Annotated in this window: 22 protein-coding genes and 1 riboswitch; of the genes, 16 read left to right on the top strand and 6 right to left on the bottom strand. The window is 39.5% G+C overall.

What is annotated here, in order from left to right; all coding sequences use genetic code 11:
- Positions 1 to 155 precede the first annotated feature (155 nt).
- The gene (locus tag MKX72_RS19315) at positions 156 to 1,430 is read left to right on the top strand and encodes a S1C family serine protease (protein WP_033579915.1); all 1,275 of its coding nucleotides are present in this window, start codon (positions 156 to 158) and stop codon (positions 1,428 to 1,430) included.
- Entirely contained in the window at positions 1,427 to 2,329 is a 903-nt protein-coding gene (locus tag MKX72_RS19310) for a peptidyl-prolyl cis-trans isomerase (protein WP_033579916.1), read from the top strand. The genes MKX72_RS19315 and MKX72_RS19310 overlap by 4 nt, the downstream gene beginning before the upstream one ends.
- 288 nt (positions 2,330 to 2,617) lie before the next feature.
- Here the strand turns inward: MKX72_RS19310 and MKX72_RS19305 are convergent, their stop codons facing one another.
- A complete protein-coding gene (locus MKX72_RS19305; RefSeq protein WP_028415016.1) occupies positions 2,618 to 3,073 on the bottom strand; it encodes an Lrp/AsnC family transcriptional regulator in 456 nt (151 codons plus the stop codon).
- Positions 3,074 to 3,193: 120 nt separating this feature from the next.
- Between MKX72_RS19305 and MKX72_RS19300 the strand changes: the two genes are divergently transcribed.
- The 4 genes from MKX72_RS19300 to MKX72_RS19285 all read left to right on the top strand — a co-directional run bounded on the left by MKX72_RS19300 (position 3,194) and on the right by MKX72_RS19285 (position 6,427).
- Positions 3,194 to 3,652 carry a hypothetical protein gene (locus MKX72_RS19300; RefSeq protein WP_155007712.1) on the top strand — a complete coding sequence of 153 codons (459 nt, stop codon included), beginning with the start codon at positions 3,194 to 3,196 and terminating at the stop codon, positions 3,650 to 3,652.
- 115 nt (positions 3,653 to 3,767) lie between these two features.
- Positions 3,768 to 3,912: riboswitch (cyclic di-AMP (ydaO/yuaA leader) on the top strand.
- Between the two features lie 124 nt (positions 3,913 to 4,036).
- Positions 4,037 to 4,696: a potassium channel family protein gene (locus tag MKX72_RS19295; RefSeq protein WP_028415014.1), complete on the top strand. Its 660-nt coding sequence runs from the start codon at positions 4,037 to 4,039 to the stop codon at positions 4,694 to 4,696.
- A gap of 3 nt (positions 4,697 to 4,699) precedes the next feature.
- On the top strand, positions 4,700 to 6,019 hold the full coding sequence (locus MKX72_RS19290; RefSeq protein WP_033579917.1) for a TrkH family potassium uptake protein: 1,320 nt from the start codon (positions 4,700 to 4,702) through the stop codon (positions 6,017 to 6,019).
- A gap of 327 nt (positions 6,020 to 6,346) precedes the next feature.
- On the top strand, positions 6,347 to 6,427 hold the full coding sequence (locus tag MKX72_RS19285; protein ID WP_016765202.1) for a YjcZ family sporulation protein: 81 nt from the start codon (positions 6,347 to 6,349) through the stop codon (positions 6,425 to 6,427).
- A gap of 189 nt (positions 6,428 to 6,616) precedes the next feature.
- Here the strand turns inward: MKX72_RS19285 and MKX72_RS19280 are convergent, their stop codons facing one another.
- Positions 6,617 to 6,703 (bottom strand): YjcZ family sporulation protein, encoded by an 87-nt coding sequence (locus MKX72_RS19280; protein WP_016765201.1) that lies wholly within the window; start codon positions 6,701 to 6,703, stop codon positions 6,617 to 6,619.
- Between the two features lie 173 nt (positions 6,704 to 6,876).
- Here MKX72_RS19280 and MKX72_RS19275 point away from each other — a divergent pair, with 173 nt between their 5' ends.
- The 4 genes from MKX72_RS19275 to MKX72_RS19260 all read left to right on the top strand — a co-directional run bounded on the left by MKX72_RS19275 (position 6,877) and on the right by MKX72_RS19260 (position 12,818).
- Positions 6,877 to 7,374, top strand: coding sequence for a tetratricopeptide repeat protein (locus MKX72_RS19275; RefSeq protein ID WP_028415012.1), 498 nt, complete (start codon positions 6,877 to 6,879; stop codon positions 7,372 to 7,374).
- Positions 7,375 to 7,783: 409 nt separating this feature from the next.
- Complete coding sequence (gene ggt / locus MKX72_RS19270; protein ID WP_049166032.1) at positions 7,784 to 9,862, top strand: gamma-glutamyltransferase; 2,079 nt, start codon at positions 7,784 to 7,786, stop codon at positions 9,860 to 9,862.
- A 392-nt stretch (positions 9,863 to 10,254) separates the two neighbouring features.
- Positions 10,255 to 11,154 (top strand): arginase, encoded by a 900-nt coding sequence (gene rocF, locus MKX72_RS19265; protein WP_049166030.1) that lies wholly within the window; start codon positions 10,255 to 10,257, stop codon positions 11,152 to 11,154.
- A 230-nt stretch (positions 11,155 to 11,384) separates the two neighbouring features.
- A complete protein-coding gene (locus tag MKX72_RS19260) occupies positions 11,385 to 12,818 on the top strand; it encodes an amino acid permease (protein ID WP_028415010.1) in 1,434 nt (477 codons plus the stop codon).
- A gap of 50 nt (positions 12,819 to 12,868) precedes the next feature.
- Here the strand turns inward: MKX72_RS19260 and MKX72_RS19255 are convergent, their stop codons facing one another.
- Positions 12,869 to 14,041, bottom strand: a complete 1,173-nt coding sequence (locus tag MKX72_RS19255) for a hypothetical protein (RefSeq protein WP_235918722.1) — start codon at positions 14,039 to 14,041, stop codon at positions 12,869 to 12,871.
- Positions 14,042 to 14,208: 167 nt separating this feature from the next.
- Positions 14,209 to 14,442, bottom strand: a complete 234-nt coding sequence (locus MKX72_RS19250) for a hypothetical protein (RefSeq protein ID WP_028415008.1) — start codon at positions 14,440 to 14,442, stop codon at positions 14,209 to 14,211.
- Positions 14,443 to 14,599: 157 nt separating this feature from the next.
- Here MKX72_RS19250 and MKX72_RS19245 point away from each other — a divergent pair, with 157 nt between their 5' ends.
- Genes MKX72_RS19245 through MKX72_RS19235 form a run of 3 tightly spaced genes read left to right on the top strand, consistent with a single transcriptional unit; the run spans position 14,600 to position 18,574 of the window.
- A complete protein-coding gene (locus MKX72_RS19245) occupies positions 14,600 to 16,222 on the top strand; it encodes a spore germination protein (RefSeq protein WP_033579923.1) in 1,623 nt (540 codons plus the stop codon).
- Positions 16,212 to 17,441: a Ger(x)C family spore germination protein gene (locus MKX72_RS19240; protein ID WP_028415006.1), complete on the top strand. Its 1,230-nt coding sequence runs from the start codon at positions 16,212 to 16,214 to the stop codon at positions 17,439 to 17,441. The genes MKX72_RS19245 and MKX72_RS19240 overlap by 11 nt, the downstream gene beginning before the upstream one ends.
- A 17-nt stretch (positions 17,442 to 17,458) precedes the next feature.
- Entirely contained in the window at positions 17,459 to 18,574 is a 1,116-nt protein-coding gene (locus tag MKX72_RS19235; protein ID WP_028415005.1) for a GerAB/ArcD/ProY family transporter, read from the top strand.
- 28 nt (positions 18,575 to 18,602) lie between these two features.
- Here MKX72_RS19235 and MKX72_RS19230 read toward each other — a convergent pair whose 3' ends face one another.
- The gene (locus MKX72_RS19230; RefSeq protein ID WP_033579924.1) at positions 18,603 to 20,012 is read right to left on the bottom strand and encodes a polysaccharide deacetylase family protein; all 1,410 of its coding nucleotides are present in this window, start codon (positions 20,010 to 20,012) and stop codon (positions 18,603 to 18,605) included.
- A gap of 159 nt (positions 20,013 to 20,171) precedes the next feature.
- On the opposite strand from MKX72_RS19230, the gene MKX72_RS19225 reads away from it, so the two are divergent.
- From MKX72_RS19225 to MKX72_RS19215, 3 genes are all read left to right on the top strand, one after another.
- Positions 20,172 to 20,672, top strand: coding sequence for an RNA polymerase sigma factor (locus MKX72_RS19225; RefSeq protein ID WP_033579925.1), 501 nt, complete (start codon positions 20,172 to 20,174; stop codon positions 20,670 to 20,672).
- Complete coding sequence (locus MKX72_RS19220) at positions 20,669 to 21,532, top strand: RsiV family protein (protein ID WP_033579926.1); 864 nt, start codon at positions 20,669 to 20,671, stop codon at positions 21,530 to 21,532. The genes MKX72_RS19225 and MKX72_RS19220 overlap by 4 nt, the downstream gene beginning before the upstream one ends.
- Before the next feature lie 197 nt (positions 21,533 to 21,729).
- Entirely contained in the window at positions 21,730 to 22,260 is a 531-nt protein-coding gene (locus MKX72_RS19215) for an HTH-type transcriptional regulator Hpr (RefSeq protein ID WP_028415001.1), read from the top strand.
- Between the two features lie 40 nt (positions 22,261 to 22,300).
- Here the strand turns inward: MKX72_RS19215 and MKX72_RS19210 are convergent, their stop codons facing one another.
- Positions 22,301 to 23,590 carry a globin-coupled sensor protein gene (locus MKX72_RS19210; RefSeq protein ID WP_033579927.1) on the bottom strand — a complete coding sequence of 430 codons (1,290 nt, stop codon included), beginning with the start codon at positions 23,588 to 23,590 and terminating at the stop codon, positions 22,301 to 22,303.
- Positions 23,591 to 23,670: the final 80 nt, after the last annotated feature.

The following is a 23,670-nucleotide window of genomic DNA, read 5'->3' as shown; positions in this document are numbered from 1 at the left end:
TTTTTTTAAAGGTTTATGTACCCGCTATTATACTACGTGTTTGCTGTTATAAAGAAATTTTTCACAATTTCACACATTGTTTTGATACTTATCCCAAACTTTTATTTTATAGTATAGATAACATAAAATTTGCTACGTTAAAAGGAGTGTTTTTCATGGATCCACGTGATTATGAAAGAGAGCAAGAACGAAAAGAAGAATATGAAAACCGCCAGCAGCGCTATGATCAGTATCAGCCTGCGTCATCATCACAGCCTCCAAGAAGACGCTTATTTCCAGTGATCGCATCTTCCATCGCGGGAGCAGTGCTAGGGGGAGGAATTGTGCTATACGGCGCTCCGCAGCTAGGGTTAATGGATTCAGCGGATACGCAAACAGCGAATCAAACAACGCAGACTCAAACGGCAACAACAACGAGCACAACGCCTCGAACAGTAAGTACAACCGTGAATCAGTCAGATCTTGTTTCAGTTGTAAATAAAGTATCAGCTGCTGTTGTAGGCGTGAACAATATTCAACAGCAAACAAATCCATTTTCTGGAGATACCCAAACGCAAGAAGCAGGAACGGGTTCCGGTGTTATTTTCAAAAAAGAAAATGGAAAAGCCTACGTTGTGACTAATAACCACGTTATTGACGGCGCAAGCGAAGTAGAAGTGTCACTTTCAAACGGACAAAAAGAAAAAGCTAAAATTGTCGGAGCTGACGCGCTAACGGATTTAGCGGTGCTTGAAATGTCCGACAAAAATGTTGAACAAGTGGCGAAGTTCGGAAAATCATCAGATTTAGTGGCGGGTGAAACGGTTCTTGCAATCGGAAACCCTCTTGGTGAACAATTTTCTCGTACGGTCACACAAGGTATCGTGAGCGCAGCAAAACGCTCTGTCCCTATTTCAGAGAATTGGAACGTAGATGCAATTCAAACGGATGCGGCGATTAATCCAGGAAACAGCGGCGGTGCCTTGATCAATTCTTCCGGTGAAGTAGTTGGTATCAACAGTATGAAAATTTCAGAAGACAATGTAGAAGGAATCGGCTTTGCTCTTCCAAGTGATGAAGTGCAGCCAACAATTGAACAGCTGATGAAAAACGGAAAAATAACGCGTCCATATATGGGGGTAGGTCTTCAAGATGTAGGTCAGCTTTCAGCTGCAACAAAACAAGATCAGCTAGGCCTAACAAGCGATACGTCTGAAGGAGTTGTCGTAACGACGGTTGAACCATTCTCTTCTGCTTCTGATGCTGGTTTACAATCAAAAGACGTGATTGTTGCCATCGATGGAAATGAAGTCAAAACATCCAGTGATTTACGTCAATATCTATACACAAAACGCAAAGTAGGAGACACAGTAAAATTAGACGTGTACCGAAATGGAAAAAAACAAACTATTTCTCTGAAGCTTTCAGAGCAGCAGGATAACAATGGATGAGTTCAGCACCGTTAAAGCTGCTGCTAGCAGTATTAACAGCGTTCGGATTTTTAACAGGCTGCGGAGGGAAGCATTCAAACACGATGTTTCCTTCTGTAGAAATTAGTCAGCTATCTTCTGCTAAAGAAGTGGCAGCGTATGAAGGAGGAAAGGTGACAGGAGCTGAATTCAATCGTTTTTTAGCAGTTGAAGGGTTCTTAAATCCCGATGCTCCGCTAAATGATACAAGCTACCGCAAAGAGTTGTTGCGGCAGCTTGTCATGCAAAAAATCTTAATTTCGCATCTAAAGACAAGTGACAGGGTACAGAAAAAAGTCGAGGATATGTGGAAACAAATCAAACGTTCATATGACGAAGATACAAGAAAACAAGGCTATGAAGTCTTGCACATTCGTTCTAGCGATGTAACTAAACAGCTAATAAATCAGTTTAAATTAGAAGAATATTTCCGTAAACAAATTACGTCTGATGAACTAGACGCTTACTATACACGTATTGAGAATGATGTAACGCGCGTATCTTTTTCGCAGCTAACTTTTACAACTTTACATGATGCCGAGACCGTTGCGGCTGAGCTGCAAAAAGGAACATCGCTTCAAGACGTTCAAAAAAAATATGCTGATGTCCAGACCATCAGCAAAATAGAGAATGATGATAATCTAAAGCTTTCGAATCTATCTCCCTCTTTTATAGATGTTTTAAAAAAACAGCACATCGGAGAGTGTAGTAAGCCCATTAAAATGGGTAAAGTCTATTATATTCTTATTTTAAAACAAAAAGATAAAAAAACGGAATCAGAAGTCAAAGAAGAAATGATGAAAGAACTTGTTTTGAATCATATCAACCGGTATATCCAGGATCAACTGCCAAGGTTTCACGTGACTTTCAACCTTAGGTAGTTCCCTTTTATATAGATTGATTGTTTTCAAAAAACAAGCAGGTAAAAGAGCTTTCTATTAATAGAGAGCTCTTTTACATTTTTAAGTAGACAGAAATGTCGGTACCTGATAGAATGAAGTTGTAAAACTTTCATTATTCGGAAAATTTATACCCTCCAGCTTTGGAGGGTTATTTTTTATGCTTTTGGACGAACAAAAGAGGCTAGGACAGAAGTAGTTTAGTGGAAAGAAGATCCGAACGATGAATCGTTCGGATCTTTTCGTTAGTACGGTGAACGTATGTTTTAATCACTTTTCATCTTTTAAATGACTCAATAATGCAGAAGACATCTCCACGTGAGAAAGGGCGATGTGTGAAATCGTTTTGGCATAAGGTGTAATTTCGTTAATAAATTGCTCGAGTACGTGCAGGTGAGGAAGCTGAAGCTTTGTAATGAAGCAAGCCTGTCCGGCGATGCGTTCACAGAATAAAGCATAGGGATACTGAGAAATAAATCTTTTAAAACGCTCGTGCTCTCCGTTTTTCATGGTTACTTCAATAAAACACGAGACGGGCAACTGCAGCTTTTCATAATCAATATCGATTGTATATCCTTTTATAATACCAAAGCTCTCTAGCTGTCTTACTCGCTCTGCCACTGAAGGAGGAGACAGGTTAATTTGTTTTCCTAGCTCTCTTAAGGAAAGACGGCTGTTTTGCTGCAGTGCCTGCAAAATCGATAAATCAATTTCATCAATTTTCAATTGAAAACCTTCTTTCATATTAATGTTTCATTTGATTAGTAACAGCAGATAATATGTTTTATTTGTTATCTGAAATCTCCATTTTTCTTACTATAATAATTAAAAAGGAGTGAGTAAAAAATGGCAAGAGTTTTGTTAACAAACGAAGAGGGAACAAATTTTGAAAAAGCACTGAATTTAATTCCAGATGTAAAAAGGTTGTATGATGAGCTATACGACAAGCTTTGGAACAGTGATATAGTAAAAAGAGAGACTAAGGAAAAAATCAGGCTTTATCTAGCAGGTGTTAACGGCTGTGAGACGTGTATGAGCATGTCATATGTAGGCGATAAGACGCTTAATCAAAAAGTGTTAAGAGAAAAAGAGCTGGAAGAAAAAGATCGACTGCTGTTTCGATTTATAGATGTATACCGAGTGCGTCCAAGGGATTTGACGGATGCTGATATGGATCAATTAAAGAAATTTTACAGTGATACGCAGCTATTAGAGCTTTTGGCCGTTATTAATTTGTTTGATCAATTTCACAAACTGATTGTCGGTTTAGATTTATATGATTTTTGCAGTTTGCAGCGCAAGTGATGTCTTCCCTAAAAATATCTTGACAGACAAAATCCACAGGAGTAAGATAGCTTTCGTGAAGTGAAACGTATCATGAATCGAATCGATTATTCTAAAAAATAGATCATAGACATTTGAATAAAAATCGCTTAATCCATTACGGAGCGGAGGACCCATTATTTACGCACATATTGTGCTCCGGGGTGAATCCTTAAAAAGGTAGGGTTACTCTTAAAACCCGAACCCGACAGCTAACTTCGCAAGCGTTTTGAGGGGGAAGAGTGTGAAAAAACACAGGAGCCTTCCTGTGTTTTTTTGCGCTTTTTTTAAGAAAAACATGTAATTTTTTAGAAAAAGTATAAGCTAAGAGAACACACAGCAGTTGAAGAAAGGAATAAATACATTATGAAAAAACAGTTTGCTGTATTGGGATTAGGTCGTTTTGGAGGCAGTTTGGTTGAAGAGTTTGCTAATTTGGATGTGGATGTGCTCGCTATTGACCGCAATCAGGAGGTAGTAAAGAAATATAGCAACTCAGCTACATATGTCGTGCAAGCGAACGCAATTGATGAAGCTAGCTTAAAAGGGCTAGGCATTCGTAACGTTGATCATGCTCTTATTTCGTTTGGAGACGATATTGAAGCAAGCGTGCTTGCAACGATGCTTTTAAAAGATATGGGCGTTAAGCAAGTATGGGTAAAAGCGGTGAATATGTATCATCAAAAAGTGCTGGAGAAAATAGGAGCGGACAAAGTCATTCATCCTGAGCGCGATATTGCGAAGCGGATTGCTCATCACGTGGTGTCAGAAAAGATCATTGATTACATTGAACTGTCAAAGGATTATAGTATTGTCGAAATTGTCGCTTCTAAAAAGCTTCATAATAAAACGCTGTTTGATTTGAACATTCGTGCCAAGTACGGCTGCAATATTATCGGCTTTCAGCGAAAAGACGGGGAAATGGTGATTTCGCCTACCGCGCATGAAATAATTGAACAAGGAGATATGCTGATTGTTATCGGACATAATCGCGATTTGAACCGTTTTGAAGAAGAAGGAGTTTAACTCATGAAAAAACAAATCATTAAACTCACTCCTCCGCAGCTGCTTGTCTCCATTTTTGGCGGAGGAATTATTATTGGTGCTCTTCTATTGATGATGCCTTTTTCTACTACTGAGCCAATCCGGTGGGTAGACGCCCTTTTTACATCTACTTCCGCTATGACAGTGACCGGCTTAGCCGTCGTAGATACAGGTACGCGTTTTACCGTCATCGGTCAAACGATTATTATGCTGTTAATTCAAATAGGCGGTCTCGGCATTATGTCATTTGCCGTGCTGATTTTTATGATGCTAGGTAAAAAAATTGGATTTAAAGAGCGTATGCTCGTTCAGCAGGCATTAAATCAGACGAGCGTCGGTGGAGTTGTGCTGCTAGTTAAAAGGTTGTTCATCTTTTCATTTTTAATTGAGTTTGTTGCACTGCTCTTTTTAGCGATACGCTGGGTTCCGGAATTCGGATGGTCTAAGGGGCTGTTCTTTAGCTTGTTTCATTCGATTTCGGCTTTTAATAACGCAGGGTTCGGACTGCTGTCTGATAACTTAGTTCAGTATGTAGGAGATCCTATTATTAACATCACGATTTCTTTTCTCTTTATTATTGGTGGGTTAGGGTTTACCGTCCTTGCTGATATGTGGGTGAAAAAATCGTATAAAAAACTAACGCTGCATTCAAAAATTATGATTATCAGCACGTTCGCCATTAACGTGATTGCCATGCTTTTTATTTTTTTCTTAGAGTACGGCAATTCGCATACGCTCGGAAATTTATCATTAGGAGACAAAGTATGGGCTTCTTATTTTCAAGCGGTAACAACAAGAACCGCTGGCTTTAATACAATTGATTTAGCTCATTTGCACGACGCAACGGTGTTTTTAATGGTTTTATTGATGTTCATTGGTGCAGGGAGTGCGTCAACAGGAGGGGGTATCAAACTCACGACGTTTGTGGTGATTGTCTTTTCTGTATGGGCATTTTTACGAAGCAGGGAAGATATTGTGCTGCTAAAGAGACGACTTCTTCCTCTTCATGTGTTTAAGGCACTAGCCATTACGATGATTTCAATTATGTTTGTGTTTGGGGCCATCTTCCTGTTAAATATTTCGGAAAACCTGCCGTTTGTAAAAATTATGTTTGAAGTTGTTTCTGCGTTTGGAACAGTAGGTTTATCGATGGGAGCGACTCCTGAACTTTCGTACTTTGGACGCGTGATTATTATCTTTATCATGTTTTTAGGAAAAGTGGGGCCATTAACGCTTGCGTTTTCATTATCTAAGCAAAAGCGTGAAGCCGTTCGCTATCCAAACGAAGATATAATGCTAGGATAGAAAAATCGCCTTCGATGAGGCGATTTTTTTATATTATTTATACGTTCAAGACATATAAGAGGTTACGCACAAAACAGTTGCGATGAATAAAAAGAAGGCAAAAACAAGAACAATGGGCAATTTGGAATGTCGGCGCATTAAAGCCCCTCCTTTTTTATAGTAAAAAAATCTCTTACTATATATAACGAAAGAAACAAAAATATGATTCACTTTTTTTGGCGAAATTTGAAGGTTTTTCTCATTGGAAAAATCCGCACCCCTGTCCTAAACATTTTGCCAAGCTGTTGCATACACTAAAAGCAGATAACAGGAAGTGAGGGATGGTACGTGGGAAAACAAAATTTTGCGTTAATCGTTGTGTTATTTGTTTTACTTGTTATTGTAGGTGCGTCTGGCTTTCGCTTTTAAACGTTAACTTTATTTGCGCATAGCCCCCGTCAAAAAGGGCATACTAGGCGGAAGTAAAAACCAAAAATTTCTTCAATATTGCCGAACAATGAGTTCCTCTACTCATTCATCTAATCGGTATGTAGCCATGCGAAAGCATGGTTTTTTTTGAAATAGGAGAGGATGAATGATGTTCATCCTCTCTAAAAATTAGTAGTAGCAAGAACACCCTACGATTACTAATAGGATAAATAAAACAACGATAAATGAAAAACCAAAACCGCCTTTTGCGCCCATATGTGTAACCTCCTTTAATAAAAGTCTCTATATCCTATGTACTAATTGGGTTAAGTGATTGAGAAATTTGCCTATTTTTTAATGGTAACGTTTTTTGTGAAGAATGAAGAACACTTACTTTTTTCATTTGCGCAGAAATCCTTTATGATAAAGAGGAAAAGGAGGGCAAACAGGTGGGAATACATGCACAATACGTCATGAATCAGCTAGAAGAGGGAAAGTGGAAAGAGATCAAGCGCGAAATTCAACAAGAAATGAAGAAAAAACCTCAAGCATCTGATTTGTACTGTTACTTAGCCGTTTGTTTAGCAAAGCAAATTGAAGAATCAATTATCTTTGAAAAAATGGTATTGAACTTAGAAATGGACCGGGCTCTTCATCAGGCATTAACATTAAATCCATCTTCAAGCTTGGCGCACTTCGTTCGAGGAATAAAATATCGGGAAACTCCGCTTATGTTTGGAGGGAATTACGAAAAATCGCTGTTTTATTTGCAGAAGGCGCAAGATCTTGGTTTTGAAGGGATTATGCTGCCGCTCGAACTCGCCAAAACCTATATTCAATTAAAAGAAATGGAAAAAGCGAAAGAACAAATCGCCTATGCTCGGGAAATCAATCCTACGCACGCGGACATTAAAAAAGTCGAAAACATGCTCCAAACAGGACGATGAATCTAAAGTCCTGTTTTATTTTTGATTTTCAGAAAACGTATGCTGATTTTCATAAAGGATTGCTTTTTATATAACAATAAGAATATTTATAAAAAATTTAAGAAGTGCATGTAAGTCGAACGACTTCTTAACTGCTAGATTTTCTACATTATTAGAGCGTTCAGTCTACATAGTTCCAAAAATAGTAAGAAACTATCAGCCTATGGATAAATTGTTAGAAAATATAGATAATTGTAAATGAATAGAGAGAAAAGTTAAACATGCGATTAACTAAAAAAGCAAAGGTATGATTTACTTTGCTTTTTATTTATACGCATATGTAAAAAATATCATAATAAACCAATTTATTCTTCGTGAAATCCATCGTCTCAGGCGATGTGAAATAATGTATTTGAAGGAGTAGACCCAGATGAAGGTTATGAAGATGTTGGCTATTACGTTATTTAGTTTATGTTTAGTTGTCACACCAGCTGCTGCTGAAGTTCCGGGTGTCGACCATTCAATGAAACGGGGTGCTACACAAGGAATTGTAGCGGCATCTCACCCGCTGGCTGCTGAAGCGGGGAGGAAAGTGTTAGCTGAAGGCGGAAACGCTGTAGATGCGGCAGCGGCCATTCAACTATCTCTAAACGTTGTGGAACCGATGATGTCTGGTATCGGCGGCGGCGGTTTTATGATGATTTATGAAAAAAAGAAAGATAAAATTACGATGCTAGACAGCCGTGAAATGGCACCGGCTGATGTCACGCCTAAGCTGTTTTTAGATTCAAAAGGAAAAGTCATTCCTTTCAGTAAACGTCACATAACAGGAAAAGCAGTTGGAGTTCCTGGCACGTTAAAAGGAGTAGAAACAGCCCTTGAAGATTATGGAACCATGGACTTATCAGATGTTATTAAACCTGCTATTACTCAAGCGGAACAAGGAATTAAAGTGAATTGGTCGATGGCTCAGTATATCGATGAAAATGCGGACAAGCTTGAAAGATACCAAACGGCCGGTAATGTATTTGTACCGAATGGCAAGCCGTTAAAAGAAGGAGCTAAGCTTGTTCAGCCTGATCTTGCGAAAACATTAAAGCTTATTCAAAAAGAAGGGTCAGACGCTCTTTATAAAGGAGAAATTGGAAAAGCGCTTGTTAAAGAAGTTCAAAAACGCGATGGAAGCATGACCATGGATGATTTAAAAAATTATGTTGTAAAAGAACGCGAGCCGGTCAAAACAACTTACCGAGGCTACGATGTGGTTAGTGCGGCTCCTCCTAGCTCCGGCGGATTAACCGTGCAGCAAATTTTAAAGCTAATGGAAGGTTATGATGTAGAAAAAATGGGTTCCAATACGCCACAGTATTTGCAGCATTTAACGGAAGCGATGCACTTAGCTTTTGCGGACCGCGCGGCGTATATGGCAGATGAAGACTTTTACGAAGTGCCGAAAAAAGGCCTGTTAGATGAAGATTATATTAAAGAACGTCGTAAATTAATTAATCCAAATAAAGCAACGCCTAATGTTAAAGAAGGAGACCCTTGGAAATATGAAGGAAAAGAAAATCCAAATAAAGCAACGATAACGGAAGAAAATCCAATCGGCCAAACGACTCATTTCTCTGTTGTAGACAAATGGGGAAACATGGTTTCTTACACGACTACCATTGAACAAGTTTTTGGTTCAGGAATTATGGTTCCTGACTACGGATTTATGCTCAACAATGAAATGACGGATTTTGATGCCACTCCGGGAGGCGTGAACCAGGTTGAGCCTAAAAAACGTCCTCGAAGCAGCATGTCTCCAACGATGCTGTTAAAAGACGGAAAGCCGTTCATGGCAATTGGTTCACCGGGAGGCCCAACCATTATTGCGTCTGTAGCAGAAACGATTATGAATGTTATTGACCATAAGATGCCGATTCAAAAAGCGATTTTAACGCCTCGTATTTATTCAAGCGGCTATCCAACCGTAAGATGGGAACCTGGCTTTAGCCAAGATACACTCCTTGAAATGATGGCTAAAGGACATGCGTTTGAAGAAAAGCCAGAGCATATTGGAAATGTCCAAGCGGTTATCTATGACTATGAAACGGGGAAAATGTACGGAGGTGCTGATAATACGCGCCAAGGCACTGTATTAGGAGTAGACGCAATTAAATATGTATCCAAACAGCCGAAACCAATTAAAGAAGAGAAAAAAGGAGAGTTTACGGTCGAAGTCAACCGTGCCGTGTATCCATTTACTGATAAGCAAGTAAAACTGATTGATGGAAAGCCTTACGTTCAGTCCGACCGCCTGCTGCTAGGATTAGGCGTCATTGATTCGAGTGATTTAAAGCTGTATAAACCAAATCACCACTCCTATTTATCGGTTATCAAAGTAGCCAAATCACTTGGCTACAAAGTGAAATGGGATGAAGAAAAGAAAGTAGTCTCATTAGAAAAAAATCCTGGTGAAAACGATACCGGCGATGATGAAGACGGAGACGTTATTACAAATTAAATGGGATAAAAGTAGCTTAGTTGAAGGAAGATCCGAACGCGTTTGATTCTTGATAGAGAATCTAAAGCGTTCGGATTTTTTTATTGCGATGGTAAACGTAGGTTTCATTTATATATTGGCTCACTCCTTTTTAAGAAAGCAAATAAAATTGGCGATTTTAAACCAAACGACAAAAAAATTTGCGTAGTTTGCCAAAAAGTTGTAGAAATCGACAGTTTTTTTGGCATGCGTAAGAAAAACTGTGATAAAAAGACTGATAGAATGCTACAAACAAAGTTGGCATCATTTTTGCATAAGAAATAGATGAGGGGCTGTATCAATGAAAAAATACATAGTTAAATAAACGCCTATGTTTACTTCACACAGACTAACATGCAACGGAGGTATAGAAAATGAAAAAAGAAATTTCAATTATCGGTGTACCAATGGATTACGGGCAAACAAGAAGGGGCGTAGACATGGGGCCGAGCGCAATCCGCTATGCGGGCATGAATACACGCTTAGAAGCTCTTGGCTATACCGTACATGATGAAGGCGATATTAAAGTAGAGATTAAAGAACGGGCAGACGTGGATAAAAACACGAATTTGAAAAACTTAGCGGCTGTAGCCAGCGGAAATGAACAGCTTGCTGCAAGAGTTGAAGAAGTGAAAGAGCAAGACCGCTTTCCGTTAATATTAGGCGGAGATCACAGTATTGCAATTGGAACGCTTGCAGGAGTCGCGAAAGGTTCAGAAGATTTAGGCGTTATTTGGTATGATGCTCATGGTGATTTAAACACCGCTGAAACATCTCCATCGGGCAACATTCACGGCATGCCGTTAGCGGTGAGCCTGGGTATAGGACATCCTGTACTTTTAAATATTGGAGGGTATACACCAAAAATTAAACCTGAAAATCTAGTTATTATCGGTGCACGCTCGTTGGATGATGGTGAAAAAGAGTTAATTAAAGAAAAAGGAATTAAAGTGTATACCATGCATGAAATTGATCGTTTAGGTATGACGCAAGTGATGAAAGAAACGATTGATTATTTAAGCGGTACAGACGGTGTGCACCTGTCGCTGGACTTGGACGGCTTAGATCCAGATGATGCACCAGGCGTAGGTACACCTGTAAAAGGCGGCATCAGCTACCGAGAAAGTCATTTAGCAATGGAAATGTTAGCGGAAGCAGACATGGTCACATCCGCTGAATTTGTAGAAGTGAACCCCATTTTAGATCAGCATAACAAAACTGCAGAAGTAGCGGTTGCGTTAATGAGTTCATTGTTTGGCGATAAGCTTTTATAAGAAAAAGCTACTTACAGGTATCGTGTGGAGAAAATCTTTTATGATCCAAGAAACGGTCATACAGGACTAAGCGGCTGCCATCCTCGCTACGGGGGTGGCGCCATTTGAAAATCATCCGGCATCAATTGACTTCAGTCAGGAAGAGCTGCGTAATAAGCGGCTATAAAAACAAAATAAACCTAAAAAAATGAAAGCGATTTCATTTTTGTGCAGCAAAGGGAGGAAATGGGATGAATATTCCACAGGGACAGCCAGGAGAATTAAAAAGAACGATGAAAACAAGGCATCTTTTTATGATATCACTAGGGGGATGTATTGGTACCGGTTTTTTCCTTGGGTCAGGTTATACCATCAATGAAGCAGGTCCGATGGGAGCAATGATTTCCTACTTAGTAGGAGGGATCATTATGTATCTAACGATGCTGTGTCTTGGAGAATTATCCGTTGCTATGCCAGTTGCAGGATCGTTTCAAACGTACTCCACTAAATTTATCGGCCCTGCAACCGGTTTTGCGATTGGATGGCTGTACTGGCTAGGATGGGCAGTAACGGTTGCACTTGAGTTTTTAGCTGCCGGACAGTTAATGCAAAGATGGTTCCCAGGCTCGCCTGTTTGGTTATGGTGCGCCATTTTTGGAGCGTTAATTTTTTCACTAAATGCACTTTCAGCTAAAGCATTTGGTGAAACAGAATTTTGGTTTTCAAGCGTTAAAATTTTCGCCATCATTATGTTCATTGTGGTAGGTGGAGCGGCAATGTTTGGACTTATTGATATGAAAAGCGGACAGGAAGCACCGCTTCTATCAAACTTCTTTGCCGAAGGGCTGTTTCCAAACGGTGTAACGGCTTTACTGATTACAATGATTACGGTGAACTTTTCGTTTCAAGGAACAGAATTGATTGGAATTGCGGCGGGAGAAAGTGAAAATCCGGAAAAAACAATTCCAAAAGCGATCAAGCAAACGGTTTGGCGTACGCTTTTCTTTTTCGTCTTATCCGTGTTTGTCTTAGCAAGTATGATTCCTCGTGAAAAAGCAGGCGTTGTAGAAAGCCCGTTTGTTGTTGTGTTAGACAGTGTAGGTGTACCTTATGCGGCGGATATTATGAACTTTATCATTTTAACAGCTCTTCTTTCAGTCGCAAACTCTGGGTTTTACGCGGCTACACGTATGCTTTATTCTCTTTCAAGAGAAGGAATGGCAAGTCCTGCGCTTGGAAAAGTCAACAAAAGAGGTGTACCGTTTAATGCACTATTAATTACGCTTGTGATTTCATGTTTTTCGCTGCTTTCAAGCGTAGTGGCAGCTAAAACCGTTTTCGTATGGCTGATTTCACTCGCTGGACTTGGCGCTCAAATTGGCTGGATTGCGATTACAGCTTCACTGCTTGCGTTCCGTCGTGCTTACGTGGCTAAAGGTGGAAAAGTAGAAGATCTGAAATTCAGAACACCTCTTTATCCGGTTCTGCCTATCGTAGCGCTTATTACGAACTGTATTGTTATGATCAGTCTTGCGTTTGATCCTGAGCAGCGAATGGCTCTATACTGCGGAGGTATCTTCTTTATAGGCTGCTATGTTTATTATTATTTGAAAATTCGAAAACAAAATCAGTCAAAACAGGAGCAAGAAGTTCAGCTTGCGGAAAATAAACGAATGATTATTTAACATAAAAACCCGGAAAATCATGATTTTCCGGGTTTTTTATGTACTTGTCTTTAGCTATCTGGTGTTGTATCTTCATTTTTACGGCGACGAAGTCTCCATAGCGTGATAAGGGCAAGCAGTGTAAGAACGATACCGCTGCCGAGCAGGATATGACTCACTGTTTTATCCTGCTTTTTTTGGCCTTGTTCAAAATATTTCTTGTACATCGCCACCGCAGCTTTATTTTGCTTGTATTTTTTCGGAACGCTCATTTCTTTTCCTAGTTTCCAGCCGTCTTTATAAGCTTTTTGCTGTAAAGATTTCACATCTTTATTCGAATAAAAACCTGCTTTGTACCATTTTTCTAGTTGAGGCTTGTCCTGAAGACTTTTAGGCGCTCTATAGGTCTGATAAGTGAAAGCTGAGTCGTATCCATCTGCTTTTACGTTTTTTTGTTTTTGTTTCTGTCCTTTTTCATATCCTTGTTCAAAGGCTGTTTGCAATTCGCCCTCTGCTTCTGCAGGTACTTCGAGAGGAAGGTCGTGAAAGCCTTGTACGTAGCCTTGCTTTTCAAACTGCTTTTTTTGCTGATTCAGTACTTCGGCTTGAGCGGTTTCAAAGCCTTCTGTAAAAGCCTGACGTGTGACATCCTCATCATCATACATGCTGGGAACACTCATCGAATCATTTTCAAGACCTTGTTCATAGCCTTCTTTTTTTGCTTTAACAGATAGGTCCATTAAAGAAATAGCTTTTTTGTAGCCTTGAACATAACCTTTATTCCAGTCGGATGACTTAGAAGGGAAGGGGGCGATTTCCGATCGAATAGTAGCATGTTTGTAATCAAGGACGCCTTGCTGATAGCCTTCCTCTTCGCCGGCAGCCATTTCATTTTCTTGTTCAGTCTTGAGTTCTTCCTCTTTTTGCTGCTGTCCTTTTTTATATCCTACCGTATACCCCATCATAAACCACGTGAATTCTTCAGAAGATTTGTCCAGTCCTGTTGTTTGATCGAACTGCTCGAATTTTTTCTGTGCGTATCCATCTTCTTCTCCGAGCGAATAGCCTTCTTGATAGAGAGAGTCAAAAATAGCTTTTACATCTTCAGTTGTATCCACGTCCGTTGACTGGTCCAAAACATCGGAAGAGGAATCCGGGGAATCAGGAGTAGCATAAGAAGAGATGGGGTCACTTGCAAGAATAAGTAAGCAAGCTGTACTAATAACGGCTAATTTTTTTTTCATCATTTCTTCACCTTTTAGTTCAAAGTTAATATTTATTTTGTAGTTTAAGCGTACAGCTTTCCATGAAGAAAGGCGTGTAAAAGTTTCTCCAATTATGAAAATTATAACATTTAAATGGAAAGGAGAATAGGTGGTAAAAAGGAGAAATATGTGTTTTTTACGGAGTTTTATTTTTGCTGCTGTTTTGCTTTTTTTACTTTAAACGAGCGGTAAAATACTTCAACTACAAAACAGAACAAAAGGAAAAAAAGGACAAATAATTCAGCAAACTCCATAACACGAAACGGACTGTAGGCATTTTGCAAGGCCATGGAAAAACTAAATCCTTGCATCATATCAACGCCGATAGAAAATCCCATTAAGCATCCTAACAGCAAAGCTGATATCCAAACGATTTTCATATGTCTCACTCTCCGTTTTTATTTTTTTCTTAAAAACATTCTACTGATAGTTTTTGTTATTTTTTTGGTCTTACGCTTTGATTGTTCTATTAAAAATTGCATACAAAGCATTTATTTGGAAAAAGCTAAAAAAAAGAAAAGAAAGGTGTTTTTAATCGTGCCTTCTTTATTTAAAAATAAAAAAAGCAAAGACAATAAAAAGGAAACAGAAGGTTCGCTACCAGAGGAACAAGAACTGCTGATGCAGTCGCTTGAAGGTAATATAGCTAACATAAAAAAGCGAACGGGGAACAGCTCGGATATGGTGATTCGCTATATAAAAATTGGGGAAAGGGCAGCCATTCAAGCCGCTGTTATCTATATAGACGGAATTGTAGACAATCAGTCTATCCAAGAGCTTTTAGTAGACACCATGATGAAAGATGACGTGTTTTCTGAACCAATAACACCTCAAAATGCTTTTACGTTATTAAAAGAAGATGTAGTAGGAATTGGAGACATTGCGATTTTACATACGTGGAGTGAAGTGTTTCCCGCCTTGATGTCAGGAGACACGCTTATCTTGATAGATGGAAACAACCATGCGATGAGTGCAGGTACGAAAGGCGGGGAGTGGCGTTCAATTCAAGAACCGACTACACAGCTTGTCGTTCGGGGTTCTAAGGAAGGGTTCACGGAATCGATTGCTAAAAACATGCCCATGGTCAGGCGAATTATCAAATCGCCTGACTTATGGGTAGAAACGATGAAGATTGGGAAAGTAACGCAGACAGACGTTTCAATGATGTACATTAATGGGATTGCCAATGACAAAATCGTAAAAGAAGTAAAGCAGCGTCTTAACCAAATTAATATCGATAGCATTTTAGAATCAGGCTATGTAGAGCAGCTTATTGAAGACCAAACGTACACTACTTTTCCTACAATGTATCACACGGAGCGTCCCGATATCGTTGCAGGAAATCTCTTAGAAGGGCGTATTGCGATTTTTGTAGACGGAACGCCATTCGTGCTGATTGCACCTGCTGTCTTCATTCAGTTTTTTCAGTCTCCTGAAGATTATTATTCGCGCTTTGATATTGCCACGTCGATTCGTTTTTTACGCATTCTTATTTTTTTTATTTCACTGATTGCACCGGCTACGTATGTAGCGATCACAACTTTTCATCAAGAAATGGTTCCGACGAAGCTGCTCATCGCCATTGCTGCACAGCGGGAAGATGTTCCGTTTCCTTCCTTGGTTGAAGCGCTCATTATGGAAGTCACATTTGAAATTTTGCGAGAAGCTGGTATTCGACTTCCAAGGGCGATCGGTTCTGCAGTTTCAATTGTAGGAGCGCTCGTGATTGGGCAAGCATCGGTTCAAGCGGGGATTGTATCTCCAGCGATGGTTATTGTTGTAGCGATGACGGCGATTGCAAGCTTTGCGACGCCTTCATTTGCCATTGCGATTTCTGCTCGGCTCATTCGCTTTGTTTTTATGATTGCAGCGGCTACTTTCGGGTTTTATGGCATTATCCTGTGCTTTTTAATGATGATTGTTCATCTCTGCAGTCTTCGTTCATTTGGCGTTCCATATATGACGCCTCTTGCTCCGTTTATTCCGAGCAACTCAGGTGATACGATTGTTCGCATGCCGTGGTGGATGCTCAGACACAGACCAAGGCTCATTAGCAGTGGAAATATGACGCGAGAAGGAGAAGACCAGCGCCCAATGCCTCCTAAAAGCCGGGGAATGGCAAACACTACGGTGAAAGAAGGCGATCAAAGTGATGCGTAAAGGGCTTTTATGTACAGTTATGGCATTTTCGATTTGCATCCTTTCAAGCTGCTGGAGCAGTAAGGAATTAACCGATTTAGCGATTGTCGCAGCGATGGGAATTGATAAAACAAAAGATGGTCAGTATCAAATCACGCTGCAAATTATTAATCCAGGTAACGTAGCCGGCGGTCTTCAAGGCGGCGGGGGTGGTACCCAAAGTCCGTCTGTTTCCGTATACGGAGCAAAAGGCGCAAACCTAGTGGAAGCAAGTAGAAGAGCATCGAGCACGGTATCAAGAAGACTGTACTACGCTCATACAAACTTAATTGTTATCGGAGAAAGCCTAGCGAGAACGGAGGGCATTGATGTCATTATTGATGGCATTGACCGAGATCCGGAATTTCGAATTACATCTGATATGGTCATTGCAAACGGCGTAAAAGCTTCCAGTTTTGTAAAATCTCTTACGCCAATTGATAAAATTCCAGCTAATAAAGTCCTTAAAACGCTGGAGCTCACCGAACAAAAGTGGGGAGAACATATGAAAGTATCGGCTCAAGAAGTTATGAAAAACCTTGAATCCCCGGGAAGTCAAGCGCTGATGTCAGGGTTTGGAATAAGAGGTAGCGCTCAAAAAGCCCAAACGCTGCAAAATCTTCAGCAAACTGCTCCTGAATCGACTCTTCGTGCAGAAGGACTCGGCATGTTTAAAGATGGGAAGTTGATTACATTTTTATATGGAAAAAAAGCGCGAGGCGTGATGTGGCTGCGGGATAAAGTGCAGGGAACAGATGTGAATATTTCATGGAAAGATAAAAAGAAAGCCATTGCTTATCAAGTCGTCCGTCAGCGAACAAACGTGAGTGCAAATATGGTAAACGGCAAACCAAAGATGATTGTACGAACTAGAGTAGAAGGAGATATTGGTGAAATGGAAGTACCTATAGATATTAAAAATCCATTTGTGATTCTTGATATTGAAAAAAAAATAGAAGCAGCCATTGAAAACGAAATAAAAGAAGCGTTTGCTTTTGCTCAAAAAAAACAGACGGACGTTGTGGGATTTGGAGAAGTCGTGCACGAAAATTATCCGAGGCAGTGGAAAAGGCTTCAGCATGAGTGGAGCGATGTGTATTTTCCTGAAGTGGAGATGGATGTGAAAGTAGAAGCGTATGTAAGACGAGCAGGTTTGCGAAACAAGTCGTTTATGTCTGATGCGGTAAAACAACGCCAGTAAACAGGAGGGAGCAATGAGTGGAAAAAGTGAAAATTAGCTCTGTGCAGTTTTTTATTTTAATTGTCCTTTTTGAACATGGAAGCGCATTGCTCATTCCGCTTGCAATGGATGCAAAACAAGACGCTTGGCTTGCTATTTTACTCGGTATGTTTGGGAGCTTATTGCTTTACCTCATTTACTACCGGCTGTATAGGTACTATCCTAACATGCTGCCGACAGAATACATGCAAAAGCTGCTAGGGAAAGTCTTGGGATCTGCACTTGCTTTTTTATATTTGCTTCATTTTTCATATGCTGCCGCTCGCGTACTTCGTGATTTTGGAGAAATGCTGCTGACATTTGGCTACCCCGACAGCCCTTTGTTTGTCGTGAACGCGATGCTGATGCTGTTGATTATTTATACTGTGCACAAAGGACTTGAAGTAGTGGCTCGGGCAGGAGAGCTCATGTTTATTTTGATGTATATCTTGGCTGTAGCAGGATTTGTGCTTATTTTTGTTTCAGGATTAATTGATTTTACTTCTTTAAAACCGATACTTGGAGATGGGATTTGGCCGGTTTTAAAAACAGTCGCCACTCAGACTCTGTATATTCCGTATGGAGAAGCTGTTGTGTTTACGATGATTTTTCCATATGTAAAAGATCCTAAAAAAGTAAAGCTTGTAGGCCTTTGCGGCATTGTACTAAGCGGCATTAACTTAGCAATCACCATGGCGATTAACGTGAGTGTATTAGGGATAGGGTTGACTAACAGGTCGGTCTTTCCGCTTTTAAGTACGGTAGAGAGCATTAGAGTAGCTGATTTTTTAGAGCGGCTAGACGTGTTTTTTATGATTGCGTTAGTCATTGGAGGATTTGTTAAAATCAGCGTCTTTTTTTACGCGGTAATTGTGGGGCTTTCCACGCTGTTTAAGGTAAAACGACCTTCTGCGCTGACATATCCTGTTGGCACGGTGATTTTATTTTTTTCTTTGACGATTGCAAGTAATTTTCAAGAGCATTTAAAAGAAGGCTTAACGATTATGCCGGTGCTACTTTTTATCCCTTTTCACGTAGTGATTCCGCTTACGCTGCTCTGTATAGCCTTTATTAAACATCGCATAAAAAAAACAAAAGCGCTGCAGCCATCCTAATGGCTGCAGCGCATTCGTCTGCGATCCTCTACTGCAAGTGCAGCTGTTCCCGCTCTTTTTTTATTTGTTCTAGCTGTGAAATCGTAACAAGCTGATATCCTTGTGCGTGAAGCTGCTTCATAATTTCAACTGCTGCTTCGGCACTTGTTTGGTAAATATCATGCATTAAAATAACTTTTCCGTCTCCGACTTGGCTCATAACTGCTTGAACGGAGTGAGGAACGTTTCGATATTTCCAGTCTTCAGGATCGATATCCCATAGAGTCACGCCAACATTTCCGACATAACGTCTTACATTTGCATTCACAGCTCCATAAGGAGGACGTACATGCATTGGTTCATAGCCGCTCACTTGTTTAATAAGCGCTTGGGTATCGCCTATTTGGTGTTTGACCTGCGCTTCATTTAAACGTGTGAGCTGAGGGTGGTCCCAAGAGTGATTTCCGACTTCGTTGCCTTCCTTCACCATACGTTGGATTGTTTCAGGATAATATTGAACGCGGCTTCCTAACACAAAAAAGGTAGCGTGTCCGTTCACTTCTTTTAATCCATCTAAAATCACATTGGTAGATGCAGGGTTAGGTCCATCATCAAAGGTCATCGCAACGACTTTTTTAGTTGGATCAATAGGCGCTCCTTGCTGCGGTATTTCGTTAACGATATGTTTTGGAGGCGTTTCTTTGACTTTATTTTTATTTGCTGCTTCGTCTTTGTAAGCATCACTCAGCATGTCTTTAAATAAATCTTTTTGGATAGCGATTGTTTTGGTTTTCGTTTGTTCAGCACCTAGCTGATAAGGCTTAAAGTAGATCACAATACTGTTTTCAAGCAGCGCAAACTGACTGAAATTTTGATTGGCTGCCTGAGTTCCTTTTTGAAGGCCCGGGTCAAAATCAGCTTTTTTCATTTGTTTTTTTAATTCAGCATATGAAATAGCCGAAAGGCGATCTAAATAGTTTGCATTTTCGTTAAATAAATCTTTTAACGTCATTTGTTTTTGAGCAGGCAGGTCAAATGTAAAGGTTTTGAGAGAAGACGTTCCTTTCTCTCCATTTATAGATTCATATTCATCAAAGACAACGCTTAGCGTTTGCTTGCTGTAATGGACGATTTTATATGTAATCGTTAATTCAGATTTTTTCTTTTTTGACTGCTTCTTCAGATTTTTTTCATAGTGTGCCACTTGATCTGTTACGTAAGCTTGAATGGATTGATCAATTTCTTTTTTACCAAAGGAAGGGTAGCTAATGGCATAGCCTCCGTCGGTAAGGTCCTTAACTAGCGTTTGAATTTCAACGTCTGGATAGGTTTGATCTGTTTGAATACTTGCCGTTTTTTTCTCTGTACTGTTTGCTTTGACGATATACCCTGCTGTACCAAGAAACAAAATACAGCATCCGAGCAGTGTCAAAATACGTTTGTAGCCCATGGTTTTCATGTAGTAATATTCCCCTTTTTGTATATATCTACCTAATAGACGCATGAGACCATCATTTAGTTTTACTTTTTTTAAAAAAAACCAAACTATTTTTCTACTCATTCCGTCTACCTTATAGATGTACTTCAGCAAGAGAAAATAGAAGGGGTATGAAAGACAATGAAAAAACACGATGCACATCAGATGCTCGTAGCATGCATAACCGAGCATAAAGCAGATTTTTACCGGCTTGCCTTTAGCTATGTAAAAAATCAAGAAGATGCGCTTGATATTGTGCAAGAATCGATTAAAAAAGCACTCATTTCAATAGACAGTATCAAAGATATTCAATCGATTAAAAGCTGGCTTTATAAAATTGTTGTACGAACGGCAATCGATTTCCTACGTAAGCATAAACGTTTAACGCTTATGGTCGATGAAGAGCTTGAGTATCTGAGCAGCGGACGTGAAGATCAGTATGAAGATATTGATTTAAAGCAAGCAATGGATCAGCTGCCGGTTAAATATAAGACCATTATTATTCTGCGGTTTTTCGAAGATTTAAAAATGGACGAAATTGCGGAAATCATTGAGGAAAATGTAAATACGGTAAAGACAAGGCTATACAGAGCGTTGAACCTGTTGCGGATTACGATGACGGAGGAGGACTTAGAACAATGAATGAAAAAATAGAAAAGTTAAAGAAGCAGTATCATGACATTCCTATTCCAGACGAATTAGATGGTGTTGTTGCACAGGCACTTTCTTCACACCCTCGTAAAAAGAAATTCTATATTTGGCCGAGCTCGATTGCGGCAGCAGCGATGATTTTTATCACAACGGTGAATGTAAGTCCAGATGCGGCAAATGCAATGGCAAAAATTCCTGTACTGGGAAAAGTAGTAGAAGTAATTACATTTGAGGAACTGAAACAAGAAGAAAAGCATTCTCGTATTGACGTGAAAACACCATTGATTTCAGGCTTGGAAAACAAAGGTCTTCAAACAAGCTTAAATGAAAAGTATATAAAAGAAAATGAACAGCTGTATGAACAGTTTAAAAAAGAGATGAAAACATTACGAAAAGAAGAGAAAGGAAACGTGGCTGTCAGCAGCGGCTATGATATTATGACGGATACCGATGATTTGCTTGTAGTTCATCGATATGTGGAAGAATCGAGAGCTTCAACGTCGAGCGTTAATCAGTACGACACGATTGATAAAAAACACGAAGTGCTCGTTACGCTTCCAAGTTTGTTCAAAGATAAAAGCTATATAAAGGTCATTAGTGAAAATATTAAACAGCAAATGAAAGATCAAATGAAGCATGAAGAAGGCAAAATCTACTGGCTGACTGAAGAAGATATGGATCCTTTTAAAGAGATTGCTGAAAATCAAAGCTTCTACATTACAAAAGATCACAAGCTTAGAATTGTATTTGATAAATACAAAGTCGCTCCAGGATATATGGGAAACATTGAGTTTGAAATTCCGACAGACGTTATTTCAAACCTTCTAGTTGGTAAACGGTATATTCATTAAAAACCAGGCGTGAACACTGAACGTTCACATCTGGTTTTTTTACATAAAGAAACGTTTAAATTTATTTTTATGCAAAATAAGTTGAAATATATAAGCAATCATGTATAATATTCTGTATATATTTTCATTCTTTTTATTTATAAAGACTTAGGGACAAATGATGTGAACGGTTGCATTTCTAGAGAGGAAGTGAAGAGGTGAAACGCACGTTAAATCAAGATACGATTAAAGATGCCATGCTGTTTAATCAGCTTGTGATGCAAGTAAGCAAAGCTCTTTGGAAGTCTACTGAAAAGGATTGGGAACAGTGGGTTAAGCCGTACGATCTGAGCATTAATGAGCATCACATTTTAGGGATTGCTTATCAGCTGGAAATTGCGTCGATGACCGACATTTCAAAGCTAGGCGTCATGCATTTATCCACAGCTTTTAACTTTGCAAAAAAATTGCACCTGCGGGGCTATCTTACCCTTTCTAAAAATGAGAAAGATAAGCGGAATACATACGTGCAGCTCACAGAAGAAGGAAAAAAGATGTTTTTAAAAACGATCGAGGATTATAACCCTCTTGAAAATCCTTTGTTTCAAGGAGCGATGCCGCTGCGAGATGTTTACGGAGAGCTGCCTGACTTTGTTGAGCTGACGGCTCTGATTCGAAGCATATACGGAGATGATTTTGTCCAGTTCATCGAACGTTCTTCTCAAGAGCCCGCTAGCTTGAAAAAATAAAAAAGCCTTCTTGTGCAAGCTGAGAAGGCTTTTTTGCATATCAACTTTTTTCAGTTAACCGTTCAAGTTCTTCTGAGGAATGGGCCATCTTCTCAATCCGCAGAGATAGCTGCTTCATTGCGTCAGCGATTTTATCAAGCTCTTTTTTTGTTAGAACGGTTTGCTGTTTGTTCTCGGTTGTTATGCTAAGGACGTTCGTGAAAAAAGAAGTAATGTTGTTCATATTGTCAGCCGTATCTTTTGTTAATGTAGCGACTTCTCCACCTAACGCCGAAACGCTTTCGATTTGTTTTTGAATGTCTCCGATAAAAGTAGAAATATTAGAAATCGATTTCTTCGTTTCTTCTGCAAGCTTCCGTACTTCCTGTGCTACCACTGCAAATCCTTTTCCATGCTCACCTGCTCGAGCAGACTCAATTGAAGCGTTTAATGCCAATAAATTCGTTTGCTCCGCAATAGAAGTAACAATCGAAACGATTTGATGAATTTGCTGTGATGTATGTTCGAGCGTTTTCATTTTGTTTTGAATGAGCGACGTATTTTTTTGTATGCTTTCCAGCATGTTTTGTTCTTCTTTTAATTTTGCTTGACTCGTAACGGATTCTTTCTCAATGACTTCTGCCAATTGGGAGCTTTTGTTTGCATAAGAAACGACGTCAGAAGACTGATTGTGCATTTGATTCATAAATTTCTTCGTTTCTTCAGATAACGAAGAAAGGATAGATGATGTACGAGAGATTTCTAGCTGAATTTTCTCTTTTTGAGTCTGAAGTCCAGCGCGCTGCTCGTCATATTCAAGCTCATAGGCTTTTAACACAATTTGCTGTTCTAGACTAATAAGCTTTGTCATACTTGCAATAAAAGCAAGACAATCTTCTTTCGATTCCATCGTACGTTCACATACTGAAAGAAGCGACGTAAATAAATTTTGAAATGCGCACAAATACCAGTTTGGCTCAAGTCCAATTTTAACGTGCATCTTGGAAATTTTTTGACGTTTTACCACAAAAGCGTCGTCTATTTGTCCATCAAACATTTCTAAGATGTGCTGTTTTAACGTTTGTTTTAATGCATGGACGCTGCTGTGCTTTTCGATAATCGCAACCAAATGAGCCTGTTCGCCAATAGCTTTATAAAAATCATTCACGATTTCTTCGATGGCGTTCAGCGCGTGAACTTGAAATCTGGCAATGCGTTCGAGATCCTCTGCCGTTAAGGAAATCATGTTAATCTGCTTTTTTATCATCGGGTCCGATACATGAAGCTTTACAGTGATGGATTCGACAGCCGCGGCTTCGGGGTGCACGTTGTTTCGTTTAAACCAATTCATGTTTATCACCTTTATTTGCTAGAATAGTTGTTTTTCTCTTCTTCTTATATTTCGGCGTTTTACGTCTAAGAGTTGAGGCT

The organism is Priestia sp. FSL R5-0597, assembly GCF_038006305.1.
GTDB lineage: Bacteria > Bacillota > Bacilli > Bacillales > Bacillaceae_H > Priestia > Priestia zanthoxyli.
This window is presented reverse-complemented; position numbering and strand designations above follow the sequence as displayed.

Coding starts and splice junctions, on each gene's coding strand:
- MKX72_RS19255 (WP_235918722.1), bottom strand. CDS start 14,041: ATGAAAAAAAAATTAGCCGTTATTAGTACAGCTTGCTTACTTATTCTT.
- MKX72_RS19260 (WP_028415010.1), top strand. CDS start 11,385: ATGAATATTCCACAGGGACAGCCAGGAGAATTAAAAAGAACGATGAAA.
- MKX72_RS19290 (WP_033579917.1), top strand. CDS start 4,700: ATGAAAAAACAAATCATTAAACTCACTCCTCCGCAGCTGCTTGTCTCC.
- MKX72_RS19225 (WP_033579925.1), top strand. CDS start 20,172: ATGAAAAAACACGATGCACATCAGATGCTCGTAGCATGCATAACCGAG.
- MKX72_RS19280 (WP_016765201.1), bottom strand. CDS start 6,703: ATGGGCGCAAAAGGCGGTTTTGGTTTTTCATTTATCGTTGTTTTATTT.
- MKX72_RS19230 (WP_033579924.1), bottom strand. CDS start 20,012: ATGAAAACCATGGGCTACAAACGTATTTTGACACTGCTCGGATGCTGT.
- MKX72_RS19300 (WP_155007712.1), top strand. CDS start 3,194: ATGGCAAGAGTTTTGTTAACAAACGAAGAGGGAACAAATTTTGAAAAA.
- MKX72_RS19295 (WP_028415014.1), top strand. CDS start 4,037: ATGAAAAAACAGTTTGCTGTATTGGGATTAGGTCGTTTTGGAGGCAGT.
- ggt (WP_049166032.1), top strand. CDS start 7,784: ATGAAGGTTATGAAGATGTTGGCTATTACGTTATTTAGTTTATGTTTA.
- MKX72_RS19250 (WP_028415008.1), bottom strand. CDS start 14,442: ATGAAAATCGTTTGGATATCAGCTTTGCTGTTAGGATGCTTAATGGGA.
- rocF (WP_049166030.1), top strand. CDS start 10,255: ATGAAAAAAGAAATTTCAATTATCGGTGTACCAATGGATTACGGGCAA.
- MKX72_RS19315 (WP_033579915.1), top strand. CDS start 156: ATGGATCCACGTGATTATGAAAGAGAGCAAGAACGAAAAGAAGAATAT.
- MKX72_RS19310 (WP_033579916.1), top strand. CDS start 1,427: ATGAGTTCAGCACCGTTAAAGCTGCTGCTAGCAGTATTAACAGCGTTC.
- MKX72_RS19210 (WP_033579927.1), bottom strand. CDS start 23,590: ATGAATTGGTTTAAACGAAACAACGTGCACCCCGAAGCCGCGGCTGTC.
- MKX72_RS19220 (WP_033579926.1), top strand. CDS start 20,669: ATGAATGAAAAAATAGAAAAGTTAAAGAAGCAGTATCATGACATTCCT.